Here is a 13,234-nt window from a genome sequence, read left to right as displayed (position 1 = left end):
CCGGGCAGGCGCCCGGACCACGGCGTATGCAGGATCACACGGTGATCCGGCCTTCCTCGACGGCGTGGCAGGCCACGATCGACACCCCCGCCAGCTTCGCGACCGGCGCCTCGGCCTTGCACCGGTCGTTGGCGTGCGGGCAGCGCGGATGGAAAGTGCAGCCGGACGGCGGATTCAGAGGATTGGGCACCTCGCCCGCCACCGCGGTACGCGGCTTGCCCGCGCCGTTGATGTCCGGAATCGCCTCGAGCAGCATCCGCGTGTAGGGATGCCGTGGTCGTGCGAAGAGTTCGTCGCGCGGCGCCACTTCCACCATGCGGCCCAGGTACATCACCCCCACGCGATCCGCCACGTGGTGCACGACGGCCAGGTTGTGCGAGATGAACAGGTACGTCAGCCCCAGCTTGCGCTGCAGGTCCTTCATCAGGTTCAGCACCTGCGCCTGCACGGACACGTCCAGCGCCGAGGTGGGCTCATCGCACACCAGGAACTCCGGATTGACCGCCAGCGCGCGCGCGATCGAGATGCGCTGGCGCTGCCCGCCCGAGAACTGGTGCGGATAGCGGCTCTGGTCAGCGGGATCCAGCCCCACCTGCCGCAGCAGTTCGCCCACGCGCGCCACGCGGTCCGCGGGCGACATCTGTGTGTGCGTCAGCATCGGCTCGGCGATGATGCGGCCCACGCGCCAGCGCGGATTCAGGCTGGCATAGGGATCCTGGAAGATCATCTGCAGGCGCTTGCGCAGGGCGCGCCCGCCGGGTTCTGACATGCGCGACAGCGGCTGGCCATCGAAGTGGATGTCGCCGCGCGTCAGGCCATACAGCCCGACCAGCATGCGCGCCACCGTGGACTTGCCACAGCCGGATTCGCCCACCAGCGCCAGCGTTTCGCCGCGGGCGATGTCGAACGACACGCCGTCCACCGCGCGCAGCATCACTTTGGGCTTGCGCGCCAAAGCGCGCTCCAGCCAGGGCGGCGATACGTCGAACCAGCGGGCCGCGTCCTTTACTTGAACCAAGGGCGTGCTCATGCGGCCACCTCCAACGTATTGCCTTTGTCATGCAGCCAACAGGCTGCGCGCGACGTGCCCGCGGGCATCAGCTCGGGGCGGTCGTGCGCGCAGCGCGGCAGGCGCTGGCCGCAGCGCGGATTGAATGCACAGCCCGGCGGAATGGCGTTCAGGCGCGGCATGCTGCCGTCGATCTGCACCAGCCGTTCGATGTGGCCTTCGAGCGTGGGAATGGACCCCATCAGCCCCGACGTATAGGGATGGCGCGGCTTGTGGATCACGTCGGCCACCGGGCCGATCTCGGCCACGCGGCCGGCGTACATCACCGCCACGCGGTCGGCGGTCTCGGCGATCACGCCCATGTCGTGCGTGATCAGCATGACGGCCGTGCCGTTCTCGCGGCACAGGCGCTTGAGCAGTTCGATGATCTGCGCCTGGATCGACACGTCGAGCGCGGTCGTGGGCTCGTCGGCCACCACCAGCTTGGGCTCGGCGGCCAGGGCCAGCGCAATCACGACGCGCTGGCGCATGCCGCCGGAAAACTGGTGCGGATAGTGGTCGATGCGCTCGCGCGCGGCGGGAATGCCGGTGGACGCCAGCAGCTCGACCGCGCGGTTGCGCGCCTGCGACCACGTCATGTCCAGATGGGTGACGATGGTTTCGGCCAGTTGCCGGCCTACCGTGTACAGCGGGTTCAGGGAGGTCAGCGGGTCCTGGAACACCGCGCCGATCTCGCGGCCACGCACGCGGCGCATCTGCTCGTCGGGCAGGTTGTCGATGCGCCGGCCGGCCAGCAGGATCTCGCCGGCCGCAATGCGGCCCGGGGGTTCGAGCAGGCCGATGATGGAGGCGCCGGTCAGCGATTTGCCGGCGCCGGATTCGCCCACCACGCCCAGGACTTCGCCAGCCTGGATGGAAAAGGACACGTCGTCCAGGGCGCGTAGCGTGCCGCGGCGCGTGGGAAACTCCACGCGCAGATTGCGGACTTCGAGTAATGCGCTCATGGTTACCTCAGTTCAGTCGCGGATTGAGCGCATCGCGCAGCCAGTCACCCAGCAGGTTGACCGACAGCACAAGCAGCACCAGCGCCGCGCCCGGGAAAATGGTGATCCACCACTCTCCGGAAAACAGGAAATCGTTGCCGATCCGGATCAGCGTGCCCAGCGACGGCGCGGTCGGCGGCACCCCTACCCCCAGGAACGACAGCGTCGCCTCGGTGATGATGGCGGTGGCCAGATGCACCGTGGCCAGCACCAGCACCGGACCCAGCACGTTGGGCAGCACGTGGCGGAACATGATGACGGGCGAGGCCACGCCGATGACGCGGGCGGCCTGCACGTATTCACGGTTCTTTTCCACCAGCGTCGAACCCCGCACCGTGCGCGCGTACTGCGGCCAGCCGGCCAGCGCGATGGCGCCGATCAGCACCGGAAACGCGATGATCTCGTGCAGCTCGCGCGGCACCGCCGCGCGGGCCACGCCGTCGATCAGGAGCGCGATCAGGATGGCCGGGAACGACAGCTGCACGTCGGCGACTCGCATGATGAACGCGTCGACGCGGCCGCCGGCGTAACCGGACACCAGCCCGAGCACGATGCCGATCACCATCGACAGCAGCACCGAGGCCAGGCCGATCAGCAGCGACACGCGCGTGCCGTACAGGATGGCCGAATACAGATCGCGGCCCTGGCTGTCGGTGCCCAGCAGGTACGTGGCCTGCCCGTTGGGTTCCCAGGCAGGCGGCAGCAGCGCGTCCAGCAGTTCGACCTTGGTCAGGTCGAACGGATTGTGCGGCGCGACCCAGCCGGCCCCGAAGGAGCCGATCAACAGAGCCGCGAGCAGCAGCGTGGCGACAATGGCCACGGGCGCCCGGCGCCAGGCCCAGGCAATGTCGCTGTCCCACCAGCGTTTGAGTACGGCGCGCATCAGTGAGCCCCCCCGCGAGTCAGCCCGGAACGCAGCCGCGGGTCCACGACGAAATACAGAAGATCGACGATCAGGTTGATCACCACGAACACCAGCGCGATCAGGCACAGGTACGCGGCCATCACCGGCACGTCGGCGAATTGGACCGCCTGGATGAAGAGCAGGCCCATGCCCGGCCACTGGAACACGGTCTCGGTCACGATGGCGAAGGCGATGATGCCGCCCAGCTGCAGACCGGTGATGGTGATGACCGGCACCATCGTGTTCTTGAGCGCATGGCCAAAGTGGATGGCGCGGCGCTTCAGGCCCCGGGCGCGCGCGAACTTGATGTAGTCCGAGCGCAGGACCTCCAGCATTTCGGAGCGCACCAGCCGCAGCACCAGCGTCATCTGGAAGAGCGACAGCGTGATGGACGGCAGGATGAGGTGCTTCCAGCCCGTGGCGGTGAACAGGCCCGACGTCCACCAGCCCAGGCTGACGGTATCGCCGCGCCCGTAGCTGGGCAACCAGCCCAGTTGCACAGAGAACACCAGGATCAGCAGGATGCCGATCAGGAAGGTGGGCAGCGACACACCCAGCAGCGACCCGGCCAGCAGCATCTGCGACACCAGGCTGTTGCGCTTGAGCGCGGTGTACACGCCCAGCGGCACGCCCACGACGAGCGCCAGCAAGGCGGCCACCATGGAGAGCTCCAACGTGGCGGGCAGGCGGGATTTCAGCAGCGTTGAGACGGGTTCGCTCTGGCGCAGGGAGATGCCGAAATTGCCCTGCACGGCGTTGGCCACGAAGTGGCCGAATTGAACGATGGCGGGCTCGTTCAGGCCCAGGCGTTCACGCAGTTCGATGCGCTCGGCATCGGTGGCGTCCTGCCCCAGCATGATGGTGACGGGGTCGCCGACGTATTGGAAAAGCACAAAGGCCAGTAGCGCGACGGTGAGCATCACCGCTACGGCCTGCAACAGGCGACGCAGTATGAAAGCGAACATAGGCGGAAAAAAGCAAGACGGCGGAACCGGGTAGGTCCCGCCGTCTGGTTAGCCTGGATCAGTCAACCTTGACCCAATCGGCAACGAGGCGGTTGTCGGCACGGTGGATGACCGTGACGTTCTTGCGCATGGCCCAGGGGATGACCTGGTCGTGCAGCGGGATGTGCCCGAAGTCCTTGGCGTGCCCTTCGAGCACGGTGATGATGTCGGCGTCGCGCTTCTTCGCATCGGTCTCGGTCTTGATCCGGTCGATGATGACGTCGAGTTCCTTGTTGCTGTAGTTGCCCAGGTTGTACATGCCGTCCGCGCCTTCACCCTTGGTGCGGATCAGGTTCTGCAGCGTGTACATGGCGTCGAACGTGGGCACGCCCCAGCCGAACAGATAGGCGCTGGTGTCGAACGACTGCACCTTCGGGAAGTACGTGGAGCGCGGCATGGCGTTCATGGTGGCCTTGACGCCGACCTTGGCCCACATGCCGACGACGGCCTGACAGATGGCTTCGTCGTTGATGTAGCGGTTGTTCGGGCAGTCCAGCGTGAAGTTCAGCGTGCCGTCGTAGCCGGCTTCCTTGAGCAGGGCGCGGGCCTTTTCGGGATCGTAGGGCACGCGCTTGTGTACCGATTCAGCCCAGCCATGCACCTGCGGGGCGATCATCGTGCCGGTGGGCGCCGACAGGCCGCGCATCACGGCGCGCTTGATGGCGTCCACGTCGATGGCGCGGTACAGCGCTTCGCGCACGCGGATGTCCTGGAAGGGGTTCTTGCCCTTGATGTTGGAGTACTGCAGCTCGGGACGCTTCTGGTCCAGGCCCAGGTAGATGGTGCGGTACTCGTTGCCTTCGACGACCTTCTGCTGCTGGCGCAGACGCTCCAGATCCTGGGCGGCCGGGTCCAGCACGAAGTCGATTTCGCCCGACAGCAGCGCGGCGGTGCGGGTGGCGTTCTGCTTGATCGGCGTGAAGATGACTTCGGTCACGTTGCCGACCTTGTCAGCCTTGTTCCACCAGTCCTTGTTTTCCTCGAAGACCGTGCGCACGTCGACTTCGCGGCTCTTGAGCTTGTAGGGGCCCGTGCCGTTGGTGTTGCGCGCGCCGTAGGTTTCTTCCTTGTTGACGAAGTCCTGCGGCTTGGGGATGTTGTTCTTTTCGGACCAGGCCTTGTTCATGATGAACACGTTGGTCAGCTGGCGCAGCAGCACGGGGTTGGGCGCCGAGGTCTCGATCTCGACCGTCAGGTCGTCGATCTTGCGCGCTTCCTTGATGCCGGTGGTGTAGGCCTTGTAGTTCGACGTGGGCGCCATGGCGCGGTGAATCGAGAACACCACGTCGTCAGCCGTGAAGGCGGCGCCGTCATGGAACTTGACGTTGGGGCGCAGCTTGAAGCGATACAGGACGGGCGACACCTGTTCCCATTCGGTGGCCAGGCGCGGCGACACCTTGAAAGACTTGTCGTAGTCGACCAGGGGCTCGTAGATGTAGCTGTTGGCGGCGATCGTCATGCCTTCGTTCTGCGAGTGCGGATCGAACGTGAGGATGTCGCCCTGGGCGGCCCAGCGGAAGGTCTTGGCTTGCCCGATCGAGGGCACTGCCACGGCGGCGGCGATCGCGATAGCAATCAAAGTGCGGCGCATAAGTGTCAACTCCTGACAGTAGTCTGAATACCGGCGCGAGTGTGCCTACCCGCGAGACCCGCGTCAATTCAGGGTTTGCGCGTACCGGCGATTGTTTTCACTGTGAAATGACAATCGGGGACGCATAAGCATGTAACGAAATAATCGGACCGAACGATGTTCGAGTGCGCGCTTGCAACGGTTGAAGCTATTCGTCCGGGTCAATGGGCAGTTCCAGGGGGACGTGCTCGGTCATCAGGACATCGAGCATGTCGATCAGCAGCGCGGCCTTTTCTTCGCCGAAGGGCGCCAGCACCGCCTTCTGGTGCTGCAAGGCTTGATCGCACAGGCCGCCGATGAGGTTGGAGCCCTTGGCCGTGATGCAGACCCGCGTCTGGCGGCGGTCCGCGCGTACGCCGGTGCGGGCGACCAGCCCGTCGGCTTCCATGCGCTGCACGACCTTGCTTAGGGTGGGCTGCTTGGTGATGGCCAGCACCGCCAGGCTGCCGATGGTTTCGCCGGCGCTGCCCTGCAAGCTGGCGAGCACACGCCATTCGGTGACCGACAAGCCTGCGGCTTTGACCTGTTGATGGAATTCCGCCGAGATGCGCTGGCTGGCCTGCGCGAGCAGATAGGCCAGGTAGCCGTCGACGAACCGCGGGCCCGTTGCGGCCGCGCGCGTGCCGCGTGGCTTATCTGCCTGCATGTTGGTTTGCTCCCACGCACCCATTTCGAAGGCCCGCCCCGTTGCCGAAATGCGCATTGCACCACGACGGCGCAGCGGTGCGCCATGATGTACCGCAATGCTGTTGCGCAGCACAGGGTATACCCCAAATCGCAACCCGTTTTTGCACCATTGCAGCGCCCTCAATCCGTCAAAAACCTAGAGAACAACCAGTATATACACCCTTGTTTTTGCGTGATATTTTTTAATTTCCATGAAATTTCATCTTTTTTATTGACAGCTAAAACGTTGACTCCTAAAGTATTTTTCAGGCGATGTTTTCGTGGCAAGACGATGCTGCACGGCAGCACGGATTAAGGATCCCGACGGGGTCCGCGAAAGGGATCCAAGATGGCGGAAAGGTCTTTCAAGAAAGAAGTCCAGCAACTGCGCATCGGCGCGGGCGAGGAATTTCGCGGCGAAGGGATTCTTGCCGTCACGAAGGCGCTGCTGCAATCCGGCGTGGGTTACGTGGCCGGCTATCAGGGCTCGCCCATTTCGCATCTGATGGATGTGCTGGCCGACGCCAACGACATCCTGCAGGAACTGGGCGTGCACTTCGAGGCGAGCGCCTCGGAAGCCACCGCCGCGGCCACGTTGGCCGCCTCCGTCATGTACCCCATCCGCGGCGCCGTGACGTGGAAATCCACGGTGGGCACCAACGTCGCCTCCGACGCGCTGGCCAACCTGGCCTCGGGCGGCGTCACCGGCGGCGCCCTCGTCATCGTGGGCGAAGACTACGGCGAAGGCTCGTCGATCATGCAGGAACGCTCGCACGCGTTCGCCATGAAGTCGCAGATCTGGCTGCTGGACCCGCGTCCCAATCTGGAAAGCATGGTCAAGGCGGTGGAAGACGGCTTTGCGCTGTCGGAAGCCAGCAAGACGCCCGTGATGCTGCAGTTGCGCATCCGCGGCTGTCATGTGCATGGGCGCTTCATCGCCAAGGAAAACAAGCGTCCGGCATTCAGCCTGGCAGAGGCGCTGGAAAGCCCGGCGCGCGACACCAGCCGCATCGTGCTGCCGCCGGCCTCTTTCCTGCATGAACAGGAAAAGATCAAGGAGCGCTGGCCCGCCGCCATCCGCTACATCAAGGACAACAAGCTCAACGAGCACTTCGACGGCGAACAGGACGACATCGGCCTGATCCTGCAGGGCGGCCTGTACAACGGCGTCATCCGCGCGCTGCAGCTTCTGGGACTGGCCGACAACTTCGGCAACAGCCGCATCCCGCTGTACGTGATGAACGTGACCTACCCCGTCATCGAGGACGAGGTCATCGACTTCTGCCGCGGCAAGCGCGCCGTGCTGCTGCTGGAAGAAGGCCAGCCCGACTACATCGAGCAGAACCTGCACGCGGTGCTGCGCCGCGCCGGTGTAAGCACGCAGTTGTGCGGCAAGGACGTGCTGCCGATGGCGGGCGAATACACGACCCAGGTCATGCGCGACGGCCTGCGTGAATTTCTCAAGCGCCACCGGCCGGAATCGCTGCAAACGCATCCGGCGGTGGCGGTGGATGCGCAGGCTGAAGCGCAGCCCCAGCCCCAGCTCACCATCACCGAGGTCTCGCGGCCCAAGCCCGCCCGTCCCGCCGAGCAACCCATCACCTTCCACAAGCATGTCGAGGGCCTGGCCGCCGTGGTTCCGCCACGGCCCGCGGGCTTCTGTACGGGCTGTCCGGAGCGGCCCATCTTTTCCGCGCTGACGCTGGCGCAGGAAACACTGGGCCAGCACCACATCTCGTGCGACATCGGCTGTCACCTCTTTTCCATCCTGCCGCCCTTCAACCTGGGCGCGACGACCATGGGCTACGGCCTGGGCGCTTCCAGCGCGGCGGCCTTCAACGTGCCGGCCGCCAAGCGGCCCATCTCCATCATGGGCGACGGCGGCTTCTGGCATAACGGGCTGTCGTCGGGCATCGGCAACGCGGTGTTCAACAAGTACGACGGCGTCATCGTCATCGTCGACAACTTCTATGCGTCGGCCACCGGCGGACAGGACATCCTGTCCTCGCGCGCCGACAACCCCGACCGTTCGACCAACAACCCGATCGATCAGGCCGTGCGCGGCGTGGGCGTGAAGTGGGTGCGCACGCTGGACCGGACCTACGACGTGGCCAAGGTGCGCGCCACCATCGAAGAGGCGCTGACCACCGACATCAAGGGGCCGAAGGTCATCATCGCGCAGTCCGAATGCATGCTGAACAAGCAGCGGCGCGTGAAGCCGCTCTTCAACAAGGCGGTCAAGGAAGGCAAGCGGGTGGTGAAGGAGCGCTTTGGCGTGGACCCCGACGTCTGTACCGGCGACCACGCCTGTATCCGGCTGTCCGGCTGCCCGTCGCTGACCGTCAAGGACAGCGGCGATCCGCTCAAGGAAGACCCCGTGGCGCACGTGGAAAGCAGCTGCGTGGGCTGCGGCAACTGCGGCGAGGTCGCGCATGCGGCCGTGCTGTGCCCGTCTTTCTATCGCGCCGACATCATCCACAACCCGACCGGCGCCGACCGCTTCCTGGCGCGCATGCGCGGCGCGGTGATCGGCTTCCTGCAACGGCGCCGCGCGGCGCGTCTGGCGCACGACGCGCTTTGAGGAACCCAGCAACATGAAAGCGGCGGTGATGCAGCAAGGCAACCCCATCAAGATCGCGATCCTGGCCATGGGCGGCCAGGGCGGCGGCGTGCTGGCCGACTGGATCGTCGACATGGCCGAGCACGCGGGCTGGTGGGCGCAGACCACCTCGGTGCCCGGCGTGGCGCAGCGCACGGGCGCCACGATCTACTACCTGGAACTGCTGCCCGAGGCCGATGTGCAGCGCGCCGGCCGTCAGCCCGCGCTGGCGCTGATGCCCACGCCGGGCGACGTGGACCTGGTGGTCGCGGCCGAATTGATGGAAGGCGGCCGGGCCATCCAGCGCGGCCTCGTGACGCCCGAGCGCACGGTATTGATCACGTCGTCGCACCGCAGTTTTGCGGTCAGCGAAAAGTCCGCGCCCGGCAACGGCATCGCCGATCCCAACAAGGTGCTGGAAGCGGGCCGCGCAGCCGCCCGGCGCTTCCTGTGCTTCGATCTGCAGGACCTGGCCGACCGCGCCGGCAGCGTCATCAGCGCCAGCCTGTTCGGCGCGGTGGCCGGCAGCGGCGCCCTGCCCTTCTCGCGCGACGATTTCGAGGCCACCGTGCGCCGCGCTGGCCTGGGTGTGGATGCCAGCCTGCGCGCCTTCGCGCTGGGTTTCGACTCGGCCGCCACGGCGCCGGCCCAGCCCGCCGCCATCGACCTCACTCGGCCCGAGCCGGTGGTGCCCGAACGTGCGGCCAGCCCGCGCGCGCAGGCCTTGCTGGACGCCATCCGGCGCGATTTCCCCGCCTGTGCGCAGCCCATGCTGACCGCGGGCGTGCGCCGCCAGATCGAGTTCCAGGACCTGGCCTACGCCGAAGACTACCTGCGCCGCATGAAGGCCATTCGTGACCTGGACGCGCAGCACGGCGGCGACGCGAACCAATGGGCACTCACCTGTGCGGCGGCGCGTTACGTGGCCACCGCCATGGCCTACGACGACGTGATCCGCGTGGCGGACCTGAAGACCCGCGGCACGCGCTTTGACCGCGTGCGCACGGAAGTCGGCGCGCGGCCCGGCCAGCTCGTCGACACGACCGAATTCATGCATCCCCGGCTGGAAGAAATCTGCGGCACGTTGCCGGTTCGGCTGGGCCGCTGGCTGGAAGATTCCAAGGCCTTCGGAGGCTTCGTCGAGCGCCGGCTCGGCAAGGGCCGTCGCCTGCGCAGCGGCACGCTGGGCGGCTTCCTGATGCTGTACACGCTGGCCGGCATGCGGCGGTTCCGGCGCAGCACGCTGCGCCATCAGATCGAAAGCGAATCCCTGGAAACGTGGCTGGCGCTGGTGGCGCGGCTGGCCCCGCGCGACTACGCGCTGGCCGTCGAGACCGTCAACTGCCGCCGCCTGGTCAAGGGCTATAGCGACACCCACACGCGCGGCGGCGGCAAGTACCGGCAGCTCATCGCGGCCGCGGACCAGCTGGTTGGCCGCCCCGATGCCGCGGACGCGCTACGCGCGCTGCGCGACACCGCGCTCGCCAACGTGAAGTGCGAGCCCATGGAACGCCAGATCGCGGAAGAACTGGCCGCCTGAGGCCGCCACCAGAAAGAGACAGACATCGTGCAGACACTCAAACTGATCGTCCGGGAAGTCCGGCAGGAATCACCGCTGATCCGCTCGTTCCGGCTGGCGCGCGAGGATGGCGCCACGCTGCCCGCGTTTGGCCCCGGCGCACATCTGAAGGTGACGGTGCCGGGTCTGCGCGATCCGCGCTGTTATTCGCTGGTGCAACTGGCGCCGGAAGCGGGCCGCTTTGCCGAGCCGGCGGAATATCGCCTGGGCGTGCGGCTGGAAGACCCCAGCCAGGGCGGATCGCGCCACATGCACGCGCTGGCCGAGGGCGACGTGCTGACCGTGGAAGGCCCCAAGAACGACTTCCCGCTGCACGAATCCCCCGCGGGCGATGAACCGGTCGTGCTGATCGCAGGCGGCATCGGCATCACGCCCATCGCGTCCATGGCCGCCGCGCTCAAGTCCGCCGGCCGCGCCTTCCATCTGCACTACTGTGGCCGCAGCAAGGACCAGCTGGCCTTCCTGCCCGAGCTGCAGGCGCTGGCGGGCGGCGACCTGACGCTGCACGCCGACGACGATCCGTCCTGCCGATTCGATCTGCAGGCGCTGCTTGCCGCGTCGAACCCGCGCCAGCACCTGTACGTCTGTGGCCCGAAGGGCCTGATCGACGCCGTCATCCAGGGCGCGCACGCGCGTCACTGGCCCGACGCCCACATCCATTTCGAACTCTTCACGACGGCCGCCGCACAGGCCGGCGACCAGGCCTTCGAGGTCGAGCTGCGCCAGTCCGGCCGCGTGCTGACGATCCCCGCCGACAAGACCATCGTCGAGGTCATGGAAGACGAAGGCTGCGACCCGATGTACGACTGCAAGCGCGGCGAATGCGGCGTCTGCCAGGCCACCGTGCTGGAAGGCGAGCCCGATCACCGCGACTACTACCTGTCCGACACCGAGAAGGCCAGCGGCAAGATCATCCAGATCTGCATCTCGCGCGCCAAGTCCGCGCGCCTGGTGCTGGACCTGTAAGCCCGACGAGGAAGCCATCATGGCCAAATACCGCGACAATCCCGACGCCATCCGCGCGCTGCTCCGCGACACCGAGGTGCACAAGGACCTCTTCATCGACCAGGAACTGTTCGACCTGGAAATGGAGCGCCTGTACGCGAACACCTGGGTCTTCGTCGGCCACGACAGCCAGGTGCCCAATTCGGGCGACTACGTCACCACCACCGTCGGCAACCAGCCCGTGGTGATGGTGCGCCACAGCGACAAGACGGTGCGCGTGCTGCACAACCGCTGTCCGCACAAAGGCACCATGGTGGCGGGCGAGGCCTGCGGCAACACGGGCAAGTTCTTCCGCTGCCCTTATCACGCCTGGACCTTCAAGACTGACGGCAGCCTGCTGTCGATCCCGCTGAAAAAGGGCTACGAAAACACCGGCCTGGAGAACTGCGAAGCCAGCCAGGGCATGGCCGCCGTCAAAGACGTGCGCAACCATCGCGGCTTTGTGTTCTGCCGCCTGAATCCCGAGGGCCAGTCGTTCGAGGAATTCTTCGGCGACTCGCTTTCCACGCTGGACAACATGGTGGACCGGTCGCCCGAAGGTCGCCTGGAAGTCGCGGGCGGCGTGCTGCGCTACATGCACCGCTGCAACTGGAAGATGCTGGTCGACAACCAGACCGACACCTGCCATCCGATGGTCGCGCACGAATCGTCGGCGGGCACGGCCGTCAAGGTCTGGGAACAGGCGCCCGAGGGCACGCCCAAGCCGATGGCCGTTGAGCTGTTCGCGCCGTTCATTTCGCCGTACGAGTTCTTCGAGAACATGGGCATCCGGGTCTGGGAAAACGGACACGGACACACGGGCGTGTCGGACTCGATTCACGCCTCGTACTCCGGCATTCCCGGGTACTGGGAGTCGATGGTGGAGGCCTACGGCGAGGACCGCGCCAAGCAGATCCTGGGCGACGTGCGCCACAACACCGTCTACTTCCCCAACATCATGGTCAAGGGCCCGATCCAGACGCTGCGGATCTTCAAGCCGATTGCCGCCGACCGCACGCTGGTGGAGTCCTGGACCTTCCGCCTGGTGGGCGCGCCGGACCTATTGCTGGAACGCACCCTCATGTACAACCGGCTCATCAATGCGCCGACGTCCGTGGTGGGCCACGACGACCTCGAAATGTACGAACGCGCGCAGGACGGCCTGCATTCGCGTGCGCGGGACTGGGTGAACGTGGGGCGGCTCTACGCGCCTGGCGAGCAGGACCAGAAGAACGTCGTCACCAATGGCACCAACGAATGGCAGATGCGCAACCAATACCGCGCATGGGGCCGCTACATGACCGGACCGGAGTCGGTATGAGCGCAAGCGACCGCGAATTGATCGATTTTGTCTACGCCGAGGCGCGCTTGCTGGACGAGTTGCGCTTCGAGGATTGGCTGGACCTGTACACCGAGGACGGCCACTACTGGATGCCGCTGGCTCATGGCCAGACCGACGCGAAGCTGCATGCCTCGCTGATGTACGAAGACAAGCTGCTGCTGCGCGTGCGCGTGGAACGGCTGGCGGGTCAGCGCACGTTTTCGCAGCAGCCCAAGAGCCGCTGCCATCATTTGCTGCAGGCCCCCACCGTCGAGCACGGCCATCCCGAGGCCGCGCCCGCCGAGGGACGCCACGTGGTGCGCACCGCCTTCCATTACGTCGAGACGCGGCAGGACGCGCAGACGCTTTTTGCGGGCTGGGCCACGCATCATCTGGTGGAACAGGACGGCGCGCTGCGCATCCGCTTGAAGCGCGTGGACCTCGTCAACTGCGACGCGGCCTTCGGCAATATCCAACTGTTCATGTAGGAGCGGA

At 66.1% G+C, this 13,234-nt stretch carries 11 protein-coding genes; 5 read left to right on the top strand and 6 right to left on the bottom strand.

The window, feature by feature from the left end; all coding sequences use genetic code 11:
- Window positions 1-34: 34 nt before the first annotated feature.
- The 6 genes from CLM73_RS04760 to CLM73_RS04735 form a co-directional block, all read right to left on the bottom strand.
- Entirely contained in the window at window positions 35-1,030 is a 996-nt protein-coding gene (locus tag CLM73_RS04760; RefSeq protein ID WP_105237529.1) for an ABC transporter ATP-binding protein, read from the bottom strand.
- A complete protein-coding gene (locus CLM73_RS04755) occupies window positions 1,027-2,013 on the bottom strand; it encodes an ABC transporter ATP-binding protein (RefSeq protein WP_105237528.1) in 987 nt (328 codons plus the stop codon). The genes CLM73_RS04760 and CLM73_RS04755 overlap by 4 nt, the downstream gene beginning before the upstream one ends.
- A 7-nt stretch (window positions 2,014-2,020) precedes the next feature.
- On the bottom strand, window positions 2,021-2,935 hold the full coding sequence (locus CLM73_RS04750; RefSeq protein ID WP_105237527.1) for an ABC transporter permease: 915 nt from the start codon (window positions 2,933-2,935) through the stop codon (window positions 2,021-2,023).
- The gene (locus CLM73_RS04745; protein ID WP_105237526.1) at window positions 2,935-3,921 is read right to left on the bottom strand and encodes an ABC transporter permease; all 987 of its coding nucleotides are present in this window, start codon (window positions 3,919-3,921) and stop codon (window positions 2,935-2,937) included. Before CLM73_RS04745 ends, CLM73_RS04750 begins: the two co-directional genes overlap by 1 nt.
- 58 nt (window positions 3,922-3,979) lie before the next feature.
- Window positions 3,980-5,551 (bottom strand): ABC transporter substrate-binding protein, encoded by a 1,572-nt coding sequence (locus CLM73_RS04740; protein ID WP_105237525.1) that lies wholly within the window; start codon window positions 5,549-5,551, stop codon window positions 3,980-3,982.
- Between the two features lie 187 nt (window positions 5,552-5,738).
- Window positions 5,739-6,236 carry a MarR family winged helix-turn-helix transcriptional regulator gene (locus CLM73_RS04735; RefSeq protein ID WP_056569521.1) on the bottom strand — a complete coding sequence of 166 codons (498 nt, stop codon included), beginning with the start codon at window positions 6,234-6,236 and terminating at the stop codon, window positions 5,739-5,741.
- A gap of 369 nt (window positions 6,237-6,605) precedes the next feature.
- On the opposite strand from CLM73_RS04735, the gene CLM73_RS04730 reads away from it, so the two are divergent.
- The 5 genes from CLM73_RS04730 to CLM73_RS04710 are packed head-to-tail and all read left to right on the top strand — an operon-like array spanning window position 6,606 to window position 13,227.
- Window positions 6,606-8,837: an indolepyruvate ferredoxin oxidoreductase subunit alpha gene (locus CLM73_RS04730; protein WP_105237524.1), complete on the top strand. Its 2,232-nt coding sequence runs from the start codon at window positions 6,606-6,608 to the stop codon at window positions 8,835-8,837.
- Between the two features lie 13 nt (window positions 8,838-8,850).
- Window positions 8,851-10,395, top strand: coding sequence for an indolepyruvate oxidoreductase subunit beta family protein (locus CLM73_RS04725; protein WP_105237523.1), 1,545 nt, complete (start codon window positions 8,851-8,853; stop codon window positions 10,393-10,395).
- Window positions 10,396-10,422: 27 nt separating this feature from the next.
- The gene (locus tag CLM73_RS04720; protein ID WP_105237522.1) at window positions 10,423-11,400 is read left to right on the top strand and encodes a PDR/VanB family oxidoreductase; all 978 of its coding nucleotides are present in this window, start codon (window positions 10,423-10,425) and stop codon (window positions 11,398-11,400) included.
- Window positions 11,401-11,419: 19 nt separating this feature from the next.
- Window positions 11,420-12,739 (top strand): aromatic ring-hydroxylating dioxygenase subunit alpha, encoded by a 1,320-nt coding sequence (locus CLM73_RS04715; protein ID WP_105237521.1) that lies wholly within the window; start codon window positions 11,420-11,422, stop codon window positions 12,737-12,739.
- Window positions 12,736-13,227 carry an aromatic-ring-hydroxylating dioxygenase subunit beta gene (locus tag CLM73_RS04710; protein ID WP_105237520.1) on the top strand — a complete coding sequence of 164 codons (492 nt, stop codon included), beginning with the start codon at window positions 12,736-12,738 and terminating at the stop codon, window positions 13,225-13,227. The genes CLM73_RS04715 and CLM73_RS04710 overlap by 4 nt, the downstream gene beginning before the upstream one ends.
- Window positions 13,228-13,234: the final 7 nt, after the last annotated feature.

This window comes from Achromobacter spanius, assembly GCF_002966795.1.
Lineage (GTDB): Bacteria > Pseudomonadota > Gammaproteobacteria > Burkholderiales > Burkholderiaceae_B > Achromobacter > Achromobacter spanius_D.
Note: the sequence above shows the minus strand (reverse complement) of the source record. Positions and strands in the feature narration are given on the sequence as shown.